The following is a 16,965-nucleotide window of genomic DNA, read 5'->3' as shown; positions in this document are numbered from 1 at the left end:
TCACTCCCGCCCCACATCCCGGTGACTCACCTGGACCTCCATCCCGCGGTCGCGCAGGCGGGCGGCGACCTGTTCGGCCATGGCCACACTGCGGTGCTTGCCACCCGTGCAACCCACCGCGAGCGTCGCATAGCTCTTGCCTTCGCGCGTATAGCCGGTGGCGACCACCTGGAGGACCTCCTCGTAGGCGTCGAGGAACTCCTTGGCCCCCGGCTGCCCGAGCACGTAGTCGCTGACCGCGGGTTCGAGCCCGTTCATCGGCCGCAGCTCGGGCACCCAGTGCGGGTTGGGCAGGAACCGGCAGTCGACCACGAGGTCGGCGTCGACCGGCAGACCGTATTTGAACCCGAACGACACGACGTTGAGCCGCAGGCCGGGCCGGTCTTCCCCGCCGAAGTAGGCGACGATCTTGTTGCGCAACTCGTGCACGTTGTGCGAGGAGGTGTCGATCACCAGGTCGGCGTTCGCGCGCACCTCCCGCAGGATCCCGCGCTCGCGGGCGATGCCGTCGACCAGCCGCCCCTCGCCCTGGAGGGGGTGGGGCCTGCGGACGTTCTCGAACCTGCGCACCAACTCTTCGTCGCTGGCCTCCAGGAACACCACCCGCACGCGTACGCCGCGCCCTTCGAGCTCCTCGATGGCCGCGTTGAGGTCGGTGGTGAAGGCCAGGCTGCGCACGTCGACGACGGCCGCCACCTTGTCGGCGGCCAGCTTGACCTTGCCCGCCTCCTCCGCCATCGCGAACAGCAGCCCCGGCGGCAGGTTGTCGATGACGAACCAGCCCAGGTCTTCCAGCGCCTTGGCGGCGGTGCTGCGCCCCGCCCCGGACATGCCGGTGACGATGACGAACGCCGGCTCGGTGCTCATGGTCTCACTCCGTCCGCGCGCCTGACCGGCACGCCGTCGGCGGCCCCGAGCGGCCGCTCCCCCACGGCCCGCCCACGGGAACGGACGGGACCGCATGGCCCTTCGGTGCGAACACCCTGGCATCCTGACGAGATCAAGGTGACTCTCCCTTCAGCGTCGACACGATGACCTCGGCGATGGACGGGCCGATGCCGGGAACCTCGCAGATTTCGGCGGCGGTGGCCTCGCGTAGTCTCTTCACGGAGCCGAAGTGCTTGAGCAACGCCTGCCTGCGCGCCGGCCCGAGGCCCGGCACGCCGTCGAGCGCGCTCTCCTTCACCGTCTTGGACCTCTTCGAACGATGGTAGGTGATGGCGAACCTGTGTGCCTCGTCTCTCACTCGTTGCAGCAAGTAGAGACCTTCACTTGAACGAGGCATGATCACCGGCTGGTCGTCGCCGGGCAGCCACACCTCCTCCAGCCGCTTGGCCAGGCCGCACACGGACACGTCGTCGATGCCGAGCTCGTCGAGCGCCCGCTGCGCGGCGGCGGCCTGGGGCCCGGCGCCGTCGACGACGACGAGGTTGGGCGGGTAGGCGAACTTGCGTGGTTTGCCCGTCTCGGGGTCGATGGGCCCGTTGCCGCTGTCGTCGTCGGGCGCCAGCTCGCCGGTGGCCGAGCGTTCTTCCAGATAGCGGCGGAAGCGGCGGGTGATCACCTCGTGGATCGAGGCGACGTCGCCCTCCTTGGTCTTGACGGCGAAGCGCCGGTATTCGCTCTTGCGGGCCAGGCCGTCCTCGAACACCACCATCGAGGCCACCACGTTTTCGCCCTGGAGGTGGGAGACGTCGTAGCACTCGACGCGCAGCGGCGCCTGGTCGAGGTCGAGCGCGTCGGCGATCTCCTGCAGCGCCCTGCTGCGGGTGGTCAGGTCGGCGGCGCGGCGGATCTTGTGCTGGGCGAGCGACTCCTTGGCGTTGCGCTCGACGGTCTCCATCAGCGACTTCTTGTCGCCGCGCTGCGGCACCCGCACCTCGACGCGGGCCCGGCGCTGCTCGGTCAGCAGCTCGGCCACGGCCTCGTCGTCGGGCGGCAGGGCGGGCACGAGCACCTCGCGGGGCATGGAGTCGGGGCTGGCCTCGGCGTACATCTGGAGCAGGAACTGCTCGACCAGCTCGCCCGGCGAGGTCTCCTCGACCTTGTCGACCACCCAGCCGCGCTGCCCGCGGATGCGCCCGCCGCGTACGTAGAAGACCTGGACGGCGGCTTCGAGGGGATCTTCGGCCAGCGCGATCACGTCGGCGTCGGTGCCCTCACCGAGCACGACCGCCTGCTTCTCCAGCGCCCGCTGCAACGCCTGGACGTCGTCGCGCAACCGGGCGGCGCGCTCGTATTCCTGCTCGGAGGCCGCCTCGCGCATCTCCCGCTCCAGCCGCTTGATGAAGCGGCCGGTGTTGCCCGCCATGAAGTCGCAGAAGTCTTCGGCCAGGGCGCGGTGCTCCTCGGGGGTGACCCGGCCGACGCACGGCGCCGAGCACTTGTCGATGTAGCCGAGCAGGCACGGCCGGCCGATCTGCCCGGCCCGCTTGAACACCCCCGCGCTGCACGTGCGCACCGGGAAGACCCGCAGCAGCAGGTCGACGGTCTCGCGGATGGCCCACGCGTGGGAATAGGGCCCGAAATAGCGGGTGCCCTTGCGCTTGGCGCCGCGCAGGACCTGCACGCGCGGGAAGTCTTCGCCCATGGTCACCGCGAGGTAGGGGTAGGACTTGTCGTCGCGGTATTTGACGTTGAAGCGCGGGTCGAACTCCTTGATCCAGGAGTATTCGAGCTGGAGCGCCTCCACCTCGGTGCCGACGACGGTCCAGTCGACGTCGGCGGCGGTGGTGAGCATCGACTGGGTGCGCGGGTGCAGGGCCGAGAAGTCGGCGAAGTAGGAGTTGAGCCGCTGGCGCAGGCTCTTGGCCTTACCAACGTAGATCACCCGGCCGTGCGCGTCCCTGAACCGGTAGACCCCCGGGGACTCGGGGATCGAGCCCGGCTCGGGCCGGAAACTCAAGGTGCTGCCCGCTGATCTCGCCACGCTTCCAGCCTAGTAGCCCCCACCGACAAGGTTGCGCTCCACGATCACCGGAGCAGGAGCACGGCCTGCGGAGGCAACCGTCGTTGTGCCGGGTTCCGCCGGGCACGGCCATCACGCGATTTCCGGAGGTCTTCACGAACGCCGAAAGATCACGTGATGGCCGTCTCCGTGCGACCCCGGACTCCGAGGCCGCGAAGTGCCGACGGAGTCGCTAGGCCAGCATGATCTGATCGCCCTCCACCTTGATCTCCGCCGCGGGCAACGGCTGCTGCGCGGGACCGTCCGTGACCGAACCGTCGGCGATGGCGAACTTGCTGTTGTGGCACGGGCACACGATCGCGCCGCTCTCGACGGCGCCGACCGCGCAGCCCTTGTGCGTGCAGACCGAGCTGAACGCCTTGAACTCGCCGGCCGTCGGCTGCGTCACCACGATCTTCTGGTCCTTGAAGACCGTGCCGCCGCCGACGGGGATGTCGGAGGTCTTGGCCAGCGCCCCACCTGCCTGGGGTGCGCCGGACTGCGGTGCGCCGGACTCCGGCGCGCTTGACGGTGCCGCGCTCTGATCGGCGGCGGAGCCGGCCGTCTGCGCTGTGTCGCTGCCGCCACAGGCGGAGATCGCCAGCGCCAAGCCACCCGCTCCGACGCTTGCGATCACCACCCTGCGACTCTGAAGGTCATCCATGCGCTCACCCAAGCGCACCCAGGTGAGAAATTCATGAAACCTCGGTCAGGCCAATCTGATCTTATCGCCATCGACCTCGATCTGCTTCTCCTCAAGAGGGCTGCTCGCCGGGCCGTTGGCCACGGAGCCGTCCGCGATGTTGAACTTGCTGCCGTGGCAGGGGCAGTTGATCGTCTGGTTCGAGACGGTGGCGACCGTACAGCCCTGGTGGGTGCAGACCGCCGTGAACGCCTTGAACTCGCCCGCGGTCGGCTGCGTCACCACGATCTTCTCGTTCTTGAACACCTTGCCGCCGCCCTCGGGGATGTCGCTGGTGTCGGCCAGCGCCTTGGGCTGCTCCGCGGCCTTCTGCTTCTTGGGTGCCTCGGACGACGGCTCCGCCGGGGGCGGTTCCACGGCGGCCTCCGTCACCGGCGAGCCGTAGCTCGCGCAAGCCGTCAGAACCGCCGCGAGCCCTGCGCTCCCGGCGCCGAACACCACGGTCCGGCGCGTCGTTTCCGTCATGGTGCGTCCTCCCGGATTGGCTTTCACTTCAGGTACGGCCGGCGCCCTGGCACCGGTTCAGCGTGCCCGAGACCAATCCCGGTGAATACGCACTATTACCCGTTCAGATCCTCGTTCCGGATCACCGCTCCAGGCCGTCCCCTCAGGCCACCACGATGCCGTCGCCCTCCACCTTGACCTGGAAGGAGGCCAGCGGCGCGGTGGCGGGCCCCTTGGTGGCCCGCCCGCTGTCGGCGGCGAACTCGCTGCCGTGGCACGCGCACCTGATCACGTTGTCCTTGGGGGTGCTGACCTGGCAGCCCTTGTGGGTGCACGACGCGCTGAACGCCTTGTAGACGCCCTGCGAGGGCTGCGTCACCACGACCTTCAGGTCGTCGATCAGCTTGCCGCCGCCCACGGGGACGTCGGCCGTCTTCGCCAGCACCTTGCCCTTGAGGCTGGGCCGGGCCTCGGCCCCGCCCGTGCCGCACGCGGTCAGCGCCAGCCCGCACGCGGCCACCCCGGCCGTGCCCAGCATCTCTCGTCGTCCCAGCCCGTTCCCGGACATGGCTTCGCCCCCGATCCGTACCGTTGTTGGGGCCTGCACCCGGTTGTCGCCTTTGCCCGCCACGGGTGCGGCCGTTACCTGGGCTCAACCCTATTGACGGGATCGGCCGGTGCGGTCAGCGGGTGGTAGGCCCGTGGTCAGCGGCACGCCCCAGGCTGCGTTCATGACTCTCTCGACCGAGCACTCGCCCGCGCCCTCGGTGTCGCCTGCGCGTCCCCGGTGGTGGCGCCGGCCGTGGGTGGCGCCGCTGATGGTGGTGGCGGCGGCGTTCTTGGCGTTCTCGCTGCCGCCGTACCTGTCGATGGACCCGGGCCAGTCCCGCGTGCCCGCCCCCGACTTCTTCCCGCCGCACTTCGTGGTGCTGTCGCTGCACGTGGTGTTCGGGTCGATCGCGATGATCACGTGCTGCCTGCAGATCTGGCCGTGGTTCCGCGGGCGCCACCCGAGGGCCCATCGCATGATCGGCCGCGTGTACGTCTTCGGCGGCTGCCTCCCCAGCGGCCTGATGGGGCTGGTGGTGGGCCTGGCCACGCCGTACGGCCCGGTCACGATGGCCAGTGACGTGCTGCTCGCGCTGCTGTGGCTGGGCTGCACGCTGACGGGGTGGCGGATGGCCAGGCAGCGCAGGTTCGTCGACCACCGCCGCTGGATGGTGCGCAGCTTCGCCCTGACGATGTCGATCATCACGAACCGGATCTACGCCGTCCTGTTCATGATCCTGCTGGAGCCGCAGCTCGAGACGACCTTCCACGGCGACCCGGCGCTCATGTCGGCCACGGTGTCGGCACTCGCGGCCTGGCTGGGCTGGGTGCTGCCGCTGCTGGTAGCCGAGTGGTGGCTGGAGCGCGGCGAGGCCGCCCAGCGCCGTCGCCGCGCCGCCGCCCTCGCCGCGCGCCGCGCCCAGACCTCCGTCTCCTGACCGTCAGGACCCCGCCGGATCCGCCCCAGGGGACGGACCGGCGGGCGGGGCTCAGAACGCGAGGATCTTGCGCAGGAACCGCCCCGTGTGGCTCTCGTCGACCAGGGCGATCTGCTCGGGAGTGCCGCTGGCCACCAGCGTGCCGCCGCGCGACCCGCCCTCGGGCCCCATGTCGATGATCCAGTCGGCGGTCTTGATGACGTCGAGGTTGTGCTCGATGACGATCACCGTGTTGCCGCCGTCGACCAGCCGCCCGAGCACCCCGAGCAGCCGCCGGATGTCCTCGAAGTGCAGGCCGGTGGTCGGCTCGTCGAGAACGTAGATCGTCCGCCCGGTCTGCCGCCGCTGCAGCTCGGAGGCCAGCTTGACCCGCTGCGCCTCGCCGCCGGACAACGTCGTGGCCGGCTGCCCGAGGCGTACGTAGCCCAGCCCCACGTCGTTGAGCGTCTGCAGGTGCCGCCGGATCGCGGGGATCGCGTCGAAGAAGCCCAGGGCCTCCTCGATCGGCATGTCGAGCACCTCGGCGATGGTCTTGCCCTTGTAGTGGACCTCCAGCGTCTCCCGGTTGTACCGGGCGCCGTGGCAGACCTCGCAGGGGACGTAGACGTCGGGCAGGAAGTTCATCTCGATCTTGATGGTGCCGTCGCCCGCGCACGCCTCGCAGCGCCCGCCCTTGACGTTGAAGCTGAAGCGGCCGGGCTGGTAGCCGCGCACCTTCGCCTCGGTCGTGGCCGCGAACAGCTTGCGGACGTGGTCGAAGACCCCGGTGTAGGTGGCCGGGTTGGAGCGCGGAGTGCGCCCGATCGGCGACTGGTCGACGTGGACGACCTTGTCCACCTGGTCCATGCCGTTGATCCGCGAGTGCCGCCCCGGCACCGTGCGCGCCCCGTTCAGCTCCTTGGCCAGCGCGTTGTACAGGATGTCGTTGACCAGCGTCGACTTCCCCGACCCCGACACGCCCGTGACCGCCGTGAACACGCCCAGCGGGAACTCGATGTCGACGCCCTTGAGGTTGTGCTCGCGCGCCCCCTTGACCGTGATCTGCCGCTTCTTGTCGCGCTTGCGGCGCTCGGCGGGGATGGGGATGCTCCTGCGCCCGGACAGGTAGGCCCCGGTCAGCGACCCCTCGCTGGCCAGCAGCTCCTGGACGGTGCCGGACACGACGACCTGGCCGCCGTGCTCGCCCGCCCCCGGCCCGATGTCGACCACCCAGTCGGCCGCCGCGATCGTGTCCTCGTCGTGCTCGACCACGATCAGCGTGTTGCCCATGTCGCGCAGCCTGATCAGCGTGTCGAGCAGGCGCATGTTGTCGCGCTGGTGCAGGCCGATGGACGGCTCGTCGAGCACGTAGAGCACACCGACCAGGCCGGAGCCGATCTGCGTGGCCAGCCGGATGCGCTGCGCCTCGCCGCCCGCGAGGGTGGCGGCGGCGCGGTCCATCGTCAGGTAGTCGAGGCCGACGTCGAGCAGGAAGCCCATGCGGGCGTTGATCTCCTTGACCACCCGCTCGGCGATCTGCATGTCGCGGTCGGACAGCTTGAGCGCGGCGAGGAACTTCGCGCACTCGCCGATCGACATGCCCGACACCTCGGCGATCGACTTCCCCGCCACCGTGACCGCCAGGGTGACCGGCTTGAGCCTGGCCCCCTTGCAGGCGGGGCACGGGATCTCGCGCATGTAGCCCTCGAACCGCTCGCGCGCCGCGTCGCTCTCGGCTTCGGCGTGCCTGCGCTGCACCCAGGGGATGACGCCGTCGTAGGTCGTGTAGTAGGAGCGCTGGCGGCCGTAGCGGTTGCTGTAGCGGACGTGGACCTGCTCGTCGTGGCCGTACAGCAGCGACTTCTGCGCCTTCTTCGGCAGGCTCTCCCACGACGTCTCCAACGTGAACCCGACCGTGTGACCGAGCGCCTCGATCAACCGGGCGAAGTATTCGCTGGTGTGGCCGCCGGACCAGGGGTGGATCGCGCCGTCGCCGAGCGTGCGCTCGGGGTCGGGCACCACCAGGTCGGGGTCGACCTCCATCTTGGTGCCCAGGCCCGTGCACTCGGGGCAGGCGCCGAACGGCGAGTTGAAGGAGAACGAGCGCGGCTCCAGCTCCTCGAACGACAGGTCGTCGTAGGGGCAGTAGAGGTGCTCGGAGTAGAAGCGCTCGCGGTTGGGGTCGGTCTCGGGCAGGTCGACGAACTCGAGCGTGATCGTGCCGCCGGACAGTTGCAACGCCGTCTCGACCGAGTCGGTGAGCCTGCGCCGCGCCGACTCCTTGACCGACAGGCGGTCGACGATGACCTCGATGTCGTGCTTCTCGTACTTCTTCAGCGTCGGCGGCTCCTCCAGCCGTACGACGGTGCCGTCGACCCTGGCCCTGGCGAACCCCTTGGTCTGCAGCTCGCGGAACAGCTCGGCGTATTCGCCCTTGCGGCCCCTGATGACCGGCGCCAGCACCTGGAAGCGGGTGCCCTCGTCGAGGTCCATCACCCGGTCGACGATCTGCTGCGGCATCTGCCGGGCGATCGGGCGCGCGCACACCGGGCAGTGCGGCTTGCCGATGCGTGCCCACAGCAGCCTCAGGTAGTCGTAGACCTCGGTGATCGTGCCGACGGTCGAGCGGGGGTTCTTGCTGGTGGCCTTCTGGTCGATGGAGACCGCCGGCGACAGGCCCTCGATGAAGTCGACGTCGGGTTTGTCCATCTGGCCGAGGAACTGGCGGGCGTAGGCCGACAGCGACTCGACGTAGCGCCGCTGGCCCTCGGCGAAGATCGTGTCGAAGGCCAGGCTCGACTTGCCCGAGCCGGACAGACCGGTGAAGACGATCAGCGAGTCTCGCGGCAGGTCGAGCGAGACGTCTTTGAGGTTGTGTTCTCGTGCACCACGCACGATCAGGCGGTCGGCCACGGCGATCCCGGAAGTCGAAAGGCGGATAGGTCCACGGGGGATGGTAGACGGGGGCTCCGACAATTTCGGCGGCCCGATCCACGGCCTACCGAAAATCCGTCCCTCACAGGTTACGGCCATCCTCCCAGGGAGGGGGCGGTCCTTCCACATTCAACCCACTGACCAGCGGGTTTATGCCCTCCCCTGCCTGACATCCCCAAGTGGTGAAATATCCAGATATGACCGTCTTATCCGCGCTGCAGGCCGAGCTGGTCACCGCGACGAACCGGCTCCTGGCCACGGCCGCCTCACTCTCCGCGGACGACCTCGCCGCGCCCTCCCTCCTGCCCGGCTGGACCAGGCGTCACGTCCTGGCCCACGTCGCCGGGAACGCCGGCTCCCTCAGCAACCTCCTGATCTGGGCCAGAACCGGCGTGCGCACCCCGCAGTACGCCTCGCTCGATGCCAGGACCGCCGAGATCGAGGCCGCCGCCGCCCTGCCCGCGGACCGCCTCCTGACCGGCCTTCACGACGGGGCCGACCGCCTCGCCGCCGCCGTCCGCGACCTGCCCGCCGCCGCGTGGTCGGCGCCGGTGGAGGGCATGCGCCCACCGCCCCACCCCGCCTGGTACGTCCTGGTACGCCGCCTGCGCGAGATCGGCTTCCACCACGTGGACCTGGCCGCCGGGTACGCCCCCGCCGACTGGCCGGACCCGTTCGTCCGCCGCGAACTGCACGACTGCCTGGCCACCTGGCCCCATGGGCACGGCCCGGTGAGCCGGCTCCACTTCCTCCCCGAGCCGGACGCCGCCACGTTCCCCCGCACGGCTCCAGGCGGGAACTCCGTCAGCTTCGCGGGCTCCGGCCGGGATCGCGAGGTCGTCGCCCGCTGGACCGGTCTCGGCGACGGCCCGATCCTGCGGGGCACGTCCCGCGACATGCTCGCCTGGCTGACCGGCAGGTCCGGCGGCGAGGGCGTTAGTCTGTTGCCCGTGGGGCAGCCGTTCATTCCCGGCCCCGAGGGCGGGCGCCTTCCCGAGCCGCCACCGTGGCTGACGATGCCGGCCCCCGCTGATCTGCCCGCGACGCCCCCAGAGGACTACCCATGACCTACACAGGTGACGTCCAGGTCGGCGGCCCCGCCGACGTACGAGAGCTGCCCGCGCTGACGATCTCCAAGCTCGCCGTCGGGCCGTACGACAACAATGCCTACCTGCTGCGCTCCGCCGAGACCGGCGAAGGGCTGCTCATCGACGCCGCGGCCGACGCCGACCGGCTCCTGGCTCTGATGGCCGACCAGCCGGTCGCCGCCATCGTCACCACCCACCAGCACGGCGACCACTGGCAGGCGCTGGAGCAGGTGGCCAAGGTGACGGGCGCCCAGGTGATCGCCCACCCCCTCGACGCGCCCGCCCTGCCGGTGCCGGTCGGCCGCACGGTCGAGCACGGCGACACGATCACGGTCGGCGAGGTCACCCTCGAGGTCATCCACCTGCGCGGCCACACGCCCGGCTCGATCGCCCTGCTGTACGACGGCGGCCCAGCCGGTCACCACCTCTTCACCGGCGACTCCCTGTTCCCCGGCGGCGTCGGCAACACGTGGAAGGACCCCGAGCGTTTCACCCAGCTCTACACCGACGTGGTGGAGCGCGTCTTCGACCGCCTGCCCGACGAGACCTGGGTCTACCCGGGCCACGGCAAGGACACCACGCTCGGAGTCGAACGCCCCGCCCTTCCGGAGTGGAAGGCCAGGGGCTGGTAGCGCCTCCTGCGCGCAGGAGCCACCCGTCCTCACGTCATCGAGCCGAGCGGGGCCGTACCACGCAAGACTTCGCCGAACGGCCCCGCCCGCTCGACCCTCCACCACCCGGGCCCCTCACCACACAGCACTTTCACCACACAGACCTGCCCCCGCTCAGCGTGGGGCGTGGGGCATGGGGACGTCAGGCGTCAGGCGTCAGGCGTCAGGCGTCAGGCGTCAGGCGTCAGGCGTCAGGCGGAGCGTACGCGACGCGGTCGGCCGCGGCGACGGGATCGTCAGCCAGCCCAGCCGGTTCCCCCTACAACCACCGGCAGAACCACCCTTCGCCGAGCGAGCGGCACCCAGTCCACGCTCTCGCCCGGCATGGCGACGCCGGGATGTCTGTTGTGATGCGCAACGCGGGCGGTTACGGCCGCGACATGGCCGTCAGCCCGCGCTGCTCCAGCTCCGTGGCCGGCTTGCCGAGGAAGTACGTACGCGTGTGCTCGCACGACACCGCCGACCTGGAACCATCAAAGCCGAAATAAGACGAAAAATCCCGCCTATCCGGCATCAGGTGCGGCTCACTGGCCGACGCGCTTGAACTCCCTGCCCTGCTCTCGCTCGAACTCCCGGCGCTGCTCACGCTTGTAGAACAGCATCCGCAGCGGGATCGCCGCCACGAGCGCGATCTGCATGGTCGCCCCGATCTTGATCGGCAGGTCGCCGCCCTTGGGCCAGGCCACCCAGAACGCCAGGAACGCCACGTTCACCATGATCCACCCAAGGACGACCGCGGCGAGCTGCCCCTTCGGCTTGGGGTACTCAATGCGGCTGACCATCAGCCAGGCCACCGCGAGCATGGCCAGCAACGACCAGATGCTCGGCTGGAACAGCAGCACGATGGAGATCACGGTCATGGCGCCCATGGGAATGGGCAACCCCATGAAGTCGCCGCTCTTGGTCTTGACACAGGCGAACCTGGCCAGCCGTACGATCCCGGCGACCAGCACCGCGGCGGCCGCGGCCAGCACCGCCGCGAACGGCACCTGCGCGGTGAACCCACCCCAGATCACGACCATGAACGCGGGCGCGAACCCGAAGCTGATGACATCGGCCAGGTTGTCCAGCTCGGCGCCCATCGCCGAGGCCCGGAAGCGCCTGGCCACGAGCCCGTCGAACAGGTCACAGGTCGCGCCGATGAGCAGCAGCACGATGGCGGTGGCGAAATAGCTGGGCGCGGGGATGAACCGCCCGCCGCCGACCTGGAGCTGCTGGATGGCGGAGGAGGCCAGGACGCACACCGCGAGGAACCCGCAGACGGCGTTGCCGAGCGACAGGGAGTCAGCGGCGGACAGGCGGAACGCCTTGCCCACGGGACCACGAGGCTCTTCCTCGTCCGCCTGCCAACTGCCGGCGTCAGCGGTCAATTCTGGTCACCCCCGCAACCATCTTGTCACCCACGGACACCGCGGGAGAAATGCCTTCAGGCAGGTAGATGTCGACCCGCGAACCGAACCTGATGAGCCCGATCCGCTCGGCCTGCTCGACCTTGGCCCCAGCGCTCAGGTACGGCACGATCCGGCGCGCCACCGCGCCCGCGATCTGCACCATCTCGATGTCGCCCAGCGTGGTCTCGAAATGCCACACCACACGTTCGTTCTGGTCGCTGTCCTTGTTGAACGCCGGCAGGAACCCACCTGCCACATGCTGCACGGATGTGACATTTCCCGCAAGGGGGGCACGGTTGACGTGCACGTTCAGCGGGCTCATGAAGATCGCGACCCGGGTGCGGCCATCGGGCCATGGGTCGATGCTCTGCACCACGCCGTCGGCGGGAGACAGAACGCGACCCTCGCCCGGCGTGCGGTCGGGGTCGCGGAAGAACCAGAGCATGCCCCCGGTGAGGGCGCTCAACGGCACCGCCGCGAGCGCCCATCGCCGGTCTCGGCGCGTCAGCAGAGCGGTGGCGGCCGCCGTGGCCGCCGTAGGGAGGAGCCACGGGGACACCCCGCGCGCGAGCCGCATACGGCTCGGCTTGGCAGAATCGTCTGACACGAACAACCTTTGATGGTGAATGGACTAGGCGCTTTGCCGTGATGTTACAAAACTAGCAACTATTACACGACGCAACTACACAAGCAAAGCGCCCTCGAAGCCCATCTCGCTAGACCTGCTCCGGGTGCGGCTCCTCGCCCTTGCGCGCGTCGATACGGGCCTTGACCAGGCTCGCCACAGTGGTGATGACCATGGTGGCACCGATGACCGAGAGCGACACCCAGATGGGAATGGTGGGCGCCCAGGAGACATGGCTGGAGTGCAACGCCTCCAATACGAGCTTAACCCCGATGAACCCCAGGATGAACGCCAAACCGTAGCTGATGTACACGAGCCGCTGGAGCAGGCCGCCCAGCAGGAAGTAGAGCTGACGCAGCCCCATCAGGGCGAACGCGTTGGCGGTGAAGACGATGAAGGGATCCTTGGTGAGCCCGAAGATCGCGGGGATCGAGTCGAGCGCGAACATCAGGTCGGTGCTGCCGATGGCCACCATCACGATGAGCATCGGGGTCACCATGCGCTTGCCGTCGATCTTCACGGTGACCTTGGAGCCGACGTACCCCTCGGTGGTGGGGAAGGCCCGGCGCACCCACCGCAGCACGACGTTCTCGTTGTACTCCTCTTCCTGCCCCTTGAGGTGCCCACGGACGATGTTGATCGCCGTGTAGACCAGGAAGGCACCGAACACGTAGAACAGCCAGCTGAACCGCTCGAGCGCCGCCGCGCCGAGCGCGATGAAGATGCCGCGCATCACGAGCGCGAGCAGGATGCCGACGAGCAGCACCTTGTGCTGGTACGCCTTCGGCACGGCGAACCGGCTCATGATGATGAAGAAGATGAACAGGTTGTCGACGCTCAGGCTGTATTCGGTGATGTAGCCGGCGAAGAACTCACCGGCTCTGCCGGGACCCGTTGTGGCCCACATCAGCATCCCGAAGGCGACGGCGAGGGCGACGTAGAACGTCACCCAGTAGCCCGCCTGTCGCATGGAGAACTCTCGGGCCTCTCCACGGTCGACGATCCACAGGTCGATGGCGAGGACCACGAGAAGACCACCGATCACGGCGATCCAGGCCCACAGGGGTTCAGTCACTCAGACCCTCCGGCATGCGCGATTCATTGCCGGAGGTCTCTCCCGCCCGCCACGTCGCGGACCGGCAGCCCCGGGGGCCCCGTGGGGTGGGGCTGCACCGTGATGACGAGGCTGTCGCGAAGGGATACTCCCCTCCCTAACCCAGGCAGTATATGAGAACGCCTCAACGGCACCTAATCATCCGCCGAAGCTCACACCCCCGTAAACGGCCAGCACGCTGTCCACCACCTCGTCGGGGCCGGGCATCTCCCGCCCCCTCCGCCTGGCCGCCTCGGCGAGCCCTTCCGCAACTCCGGGCACCGACAGCAGCTCCCTTACGGCCTCGAGGAACCTCGCCGCGTCGCCGTACGGGACCAGGATCCCGGCCTCGCCCAAGATCTCCGGAATTCCGCCGACGTCGGAGGCGACGGCCGGGGTGCCGGTCATCAGCGCCTCCCTGAGCGTCAGCGGCTGGCCCTCCCACCGGCTCGGCATCAGCAGGGCGACGGCGGCGTTGAGCAGATCGGGCACGTCGTCACGGTTGCCCAGCAGCCGTACCGGCAGCCCTTCGTCGTCGATCCGGCGCTGCAGCCCACCCCGCAACGGCCCCTCCCCCGCGACCACGAACAACGGCCCTCCCGAGGCCGCCGACGCGGACGGGGACCCGGACGAGGCCGCGGACGGGGACTCAGACGGGGACTCAGACGAGGCCGAGGACGAGGGCTCCGCCGAGGACGCCGGCGCGGGGACGTCGGGCCACGGCCCGGCCGCGACGTCGAGCAGCGTCTCCAGGCCCTTCTGCTGAGCCAGCCGGGCAACAGTGAGCAGGAGGGGCCGATCACCCGCCCCCAGTTCGTCCCTGACCTCCTGGGGCGTCCGCTTCGGCGGCCGGGGGACGGGCGCGGTCACGACGGCGGCGCGTACGTCGCGCGCGCCGAGCCGGGTCATCCGCGCGCCGAGGTCGGGCGAGACGACCAGCACGTGCCCGGCCCGCCGCGCCACGATCCGCTCCAGCACCCCATAGACGAACCCCACGAGCCCGCCCGCGGTGAGGGCGTTGTGCAACGTCACCACCAGCCGCCGGGACGCACGCGACCCGAGCGCGGCCAGCGCCCCGGCCCGCAGGCCATGGGCGTGCACCACGTCGGCTCCCCTGGTCAGCCGCCTGATCGCCAGCGCCGCGCGCAGGTCGTTGACCGGGTGCGGCCGGTCGGAGACGGCCACCTCCGCGAACACGGCGCCCGCCGCGCCGTACGCGAACTGCTCCTCGACGCTGCGGGGCCCCGCGACGAGCACCTGGTGCCCCCGCCGGACGAGCCCCTCCACCAGCATCAGGACATGCCGCCCGGTACCACCGGACGTGGTGCCCAGCACGAACGCCACCCGCACGACCCAGCTCCTTCCTCGCCTACGTCCACCACTCCACCGGCACCCCACCCGCCGGAAACACCTCAGACAGCACCCGACACGAACACCCAGCCCAAGAACCCCAGCCCGTCCCGAGCACCTCACCCCCAACCGAGGCACCCCAGTCCAGCCCGAGCACCTCACCCCAACCGGGTACCCCAGTCCAGCCCAAGCACCCCAGCCCGTCCCGAGCACCTCACCCCAGTCCAAGCACCCCAATCCGACCTGAACCCGAGCACCCCAGCCCGGCCCGAGCCCGAGCACCTCAGTCGGGCCCGCGACGCCGCAGCAGCCCGGCCACCGCACCGGCGTCCGGCCGATCCACCACGGCTACGGCCACCCCGCCGACCGCCACCGCGACGACCGCGCCCAGCACGACGGCCCCCACGTTCGGCCAGACACCGACCGCCCCGAGCCACTCCACCACCCCGGCCCCCGCGAGATACCCCAGCAGCCCCCCGGCGACCGCCGCGCCCACGGCCCTGGGCAGCCCCGCGACCGCCGCACGGCCGCGCGTCCGCACCACGGACGCGAGCAACAGCCCCCCGCCCACGCTCATTCCCACGCTCATCCCGAGCGCCATGCCGCCGAGCTTCCACTCGCCGGGCAGCACCAGCACGAAGACGGTCTGGGCGATCATCACCACGATCCACCCCGCCACCGTGCCCGTGGCCACCGCCCGCCCCTGGCCCACCGCGTACAGCACGCGGGTCAGGTGCGCCATCAGCCCATAGCCCACCAGGCCGGGCGCGAACAACGCGATCGCGACCGCCAGCTCGGCGGGGGCCACGTCGCTCTTGCGCGCCAGGAACACCACCGCGCCCGGCCCGGACGCGGCGGCCAGCACCCCGGCGGCCAGCCCCGACACCAGCACCACGGCCCTGGACGTGCGCGCCGCGAGCGCGGCGAAGGCCCCAGGGTCGTCGGCCTTGGCGGCCAGCCGGGGAAACGCGCTGGTGGCGATGGGCACGGCCAGCACCGCGTACGGCACCAGGTAGATCGCCCACGCGTAGTTGTAGGCGACGATGGCCCCGCCGCCGATCGCGTTGTTCGACAGCAGCACCACCACGATCAACGCCGCCTGCTGGGCGAGCAGCGCGGCGATGCCCGCCAGGGCGAGCCTGCGCACCTGCCCCGCGACACCGGCGGGGAACCGTAACGTGGGCCGCCACCGCAGCCCCAAGCGGCCCACCGGCCCGATCACGGTCAGCACCAGCGACAGGACCCCCAGGCTCGTGCCCACCGACAGCACCAACTCGGCGGCCTGCGGAACCGCCGCAGGATCGGTCGTCCCGCCGCTGAACGGCACGAACAGCAGGTACGCGACGATGACCACGATGCTGGAGACCAGCGGCGCGACCGCGGGCCCGGCGAAGCGCCCGTGCGACTGGAGCAGGCCGTAGAGCACCACGGCCACGCCGTACAGCGGGATCTGGGGGGCGAAGACCACCAGCATCCGGGTGGCGACCGCGCTGACCGCGCCGACGTCGCACCCTTCGAGCACCGTGCCGAAGAACAGCCCGGACACCGGCCCGGCCAGCAGCGCCAGGAGCGCGCCCAGCGGGACGAGCACGACGACGACCCACGTCAGCAGCGCCGAGCCGATCCACCCGGCCCGCTCCCTGTCGTCACGGTCGGCCGCCGCGGCGAGCACGGGCACGACCATGCCGGCCAGCGCGCCTCCGGCGACCACCTCGAACACGATGTTGGGGATCTGGTTGGCCGTCATGTAGGCCGTGCTCAGGCAGTTGGTGCCGACGGTCTGGGAGAAGGCGTACTGCTTGGCGAACCCGGTCACGCGCGCCAGCACGGTGATCGCCCCGATGAGCATCGCGCCGCCCGCGACGCTCCGCGCCGTCACCACCCGCACCCGGCCTCCCAGCCCCGTCGCCCGCCACCGCCCACGGCGATGCCTACGCAGACATCCTGGCAGGTCACACCGACAGACGCGGGGCGCGAGCGCGCGTACCGCAGGAGAGTCACACGGGGTCGACCGGGCGGCGGCCGAGCATGTCGATCCGGTTGAGCACGGGGTTGCCTGCGATGACCTTGGTGAAGCTCACCTTCTCCGCCGCCGCCGTCAACGCCACCACGGTGCCCAGCAGCGCGTACCGGCCGGGGCGGCCCAGTTTGGTGACGGCGGCGAGCCCGAGCAGGGCGCCCAGGGCGTTGGCCCCTGCGTCGCCCAGCATGGCGCGCTCGCCGAGGTCGTCGGGCAGCAGCGCGGCGGCGGCC

14 protein-coding genes and 1 pseudogene are annotated in these 16,965 nt (G+C 70.3%); 3 read left to right on the top strand and 12 right to left on the bottom strand.

Translation table 11 applies throughout. The features are described 5' to 3' along the window. The 5 genes from rapZ to ABD844_RS05890 form a co-directional block, all read right to left on the bottom strand. Positions 1-867: an RNase adapter RapZ gene (gene rapZ / locus ABD844_RS05910; protein WP_344873744.1), complete on the bottom strand. Its 867-nt coding sequence runs from the start codon at positions 865-867 to the stop codon at positions 1-3. A gap of 133 nt (positions 868-1,000) precedes the next feature. Continuing rightward, positions 1,001-2,905 carry an excinuclease ABC subunit UvrC gene (gene uvrC / locus ABD844_RS05905; protein WP_425568512.1) on the bottom strand — a complete coding sequence of 635 codons (1,905 nt, stop codon included), beginning with the start codon at positions 2,903-2,905 and terminating at the stop codon, positions 1,001-1,003. Positions 2,906-3,140: 235 nt separating this feature from the next. Beyond that, complete coding sequence (locus tag ABD844_RS05900; protein ID WP_344873740.1) at positions 3,141-3,587, bottom strand: Rieske (2Fe-2S) protein; 447 nt, start codon at positions 3,585-3,587, stop codon at positions 3,141-3,143. Positions 3,588-3,656: 69 nt separating this feature from the next. After that, on the bottom strand, positions 3,657-4,115 hold the full coding sequence (locus ABD844_RS05895) for a Rieske (2Fe-2S) protein (RefSeq protein WP_344873738.1): 459 nt from the start codon (positions 4,113-4,115) through the stop codon (positions 3,657-3,659). 142 nt (positions 4,116-4,257) lie between these two features. After that, positions 4,258-4,725 (bottom strand): Rieske (2Fe-2S) protein, encoded by a 468-nt coding sequence (locus ABD844_RS05890; RefSeq protein WP_344873737.1) that lies wholly within the window; start codon positions 4,723-4,725, stop codon positions 4,258-4,260. A gap of 100 nt (positions 4,726-4,825) precedes the next feature. Here ABD844_RS05890 and ABD844_RS05885 point away from each other — a divergent pair, with 100 nt between their 5' ends. Continuing rightward, the gene (locus ABD844_RS05885; RefSeq protein ID WP_344873735.1) at positions 4,826-5,581 is read left to right on the top strand and encodes a DUF2306 domain-containing protein; all 756 of its coding nucleotides are present in this window, start codon (positions 4,826-4,828) and stop codon (positions 5,579-5,581) included. A 51-nt stretch (positions 5,582-5,632) separates the two neighbouring features. On the opposite strand, the gene uvrA is transcribed toward ABD844_RS05885, so the two are convergent. Then, the gene (uvrA, locus tag ABD844_RS05880; protein WP_344873733.1) at positions 5,633-8,473 is read right to left on the bottom strand and encodes an excinuclease ABC subunit UvrA; all 2,841 of its coding nucleotides are present in this window, start codon (positions 8,471-8,473) and stop codon (positions 5,633-5,635) included. A gap of 218 nt (positions 8,474-8,691) precedes the next feature. Here uvrA and ABD844_RS05875 point away from each other — a divergent pair, with 218 nt between their 5' ends. Together ABD844_RS05875 and ABD844_RS05870 are read left to right on the top strand one after the other, a co-directional pair. Continuing rightward, complete coding sequence (locus tag ABD844_RS05875) at positions 8,692-9,561, top strand: maleylpyruvate isomerase N-terminal domain-containing protein (RefSeq protein ID WP_344873731.1); 870 nt, start codon at positions 8,692-8,694, stop codon at positions 9,559-9,561. Beyond that, positions 9,558-10,214 carry an MBL fold metallo-hydrolase gene (locus tag ABD844_RS05870; protein ID WP_344873729.1) on the top strand — a complete coding sequence of 219 codons (657 nt, stop codon included), beginning with the start codon at positions 9,558-9,560 and terminating at the stop codon, positions 10,212-10,214. The genes ABD844_RS05875 and ABD844_RS05870 overlap by 4 nt, the downstream gene beginning before the upstream one ends. Positions 10,215-10,777: 563 nt before the next feature. On the opposite strand, the gene pssA is transcribed toward ABD844_RS05870, so the two are convergent. The 6 genes and pseudogenes from pssA to ABD844_RS05840 form a co-directional block, all read right to left on the bottom strand. Next, entirely contained in the window at positions 10,778-11,623 is an 846-nt protein-coding gene (gene pssA / locus ABD844_RS05865; protein ID WP_344873727.1) for a CDP-diacylglycerol--serine O-phosphatidyltransferase, read from the bottom strand. Continuing rightward, the gene (locus tag ABD844_RS05860) at positions 11,613-12,221 is read right to left on the bottom strand and encodes a phosphatidylserine decarboxylase (protein ID WP_344873914.1); all 609 of its coding nucleotides are present in this window, start codon (positions 12,219-12,221) and stop codon (positions 11,613-11,615) included. Before ABD844_RS05860 ends, pssA begins: the two co-directional genes overlap by 11 nt. A gap of 139 nt (positions 12,222-12,360) precedes the next feature. Next, positions 12,361-13,344 carry a TerC family protein gene (locus tag ABD844_RS05855; protein ID WP_344873725.1) on the bottom strand — a complete coding sequence of 328 codons (984 nt, stop codon included), beginning with the start codon at positions 13,342-13,344 and terminating at the stop codon, positions 12,361-12,363. A gap of 177 nt (positions 13,345-13,521) precedes the next feature. Then, complete coding sequence (locus ABD844_RS05850) at positions 13,522-14,712, bottom strand: glycosyltransferase family 4 protein (protein WP_344873723.1); 1,191 nt, start codon at positions 14,710-14,712, stop codon at positions 13,522-13,524. 283 nt (positions 14,713-14,995) lie between these two features. Then, complete coding sequence (gene murJ, locus ABD844_RS05845; protein ID WP_344873721.1) at positions 14,996-16,600, bottom strand: murein biosynthesis integral membrane protein MurJ; 1,605 nt, start codon at positions 16,598-16,600, stop codon at positions 14,996-14,998. A gap of 109 nt (positions 16,601-16,709) precedes the next feature. Then, a pseudogene (locus ABD844_RS05840) lies at positions 16,710-16,965 on the bottom strand (hypothetical protein); the annotation flags it as partial.

The sequence above is a fragment of the Nonomuraea antimicrobica genome (genome assembly GCF_039536965.1).
GTDB lineage: Bacteria > Actinomycetota > Actinomycetes > Streptosporangiales > Streptosporangiaceae > Nonomuraea > Nonomuraea antimicrobica.
Note: the sequence above shows the minus strand (reverse complement) of the source record. Positions and strands in the feature narration are given on the sequence as shown.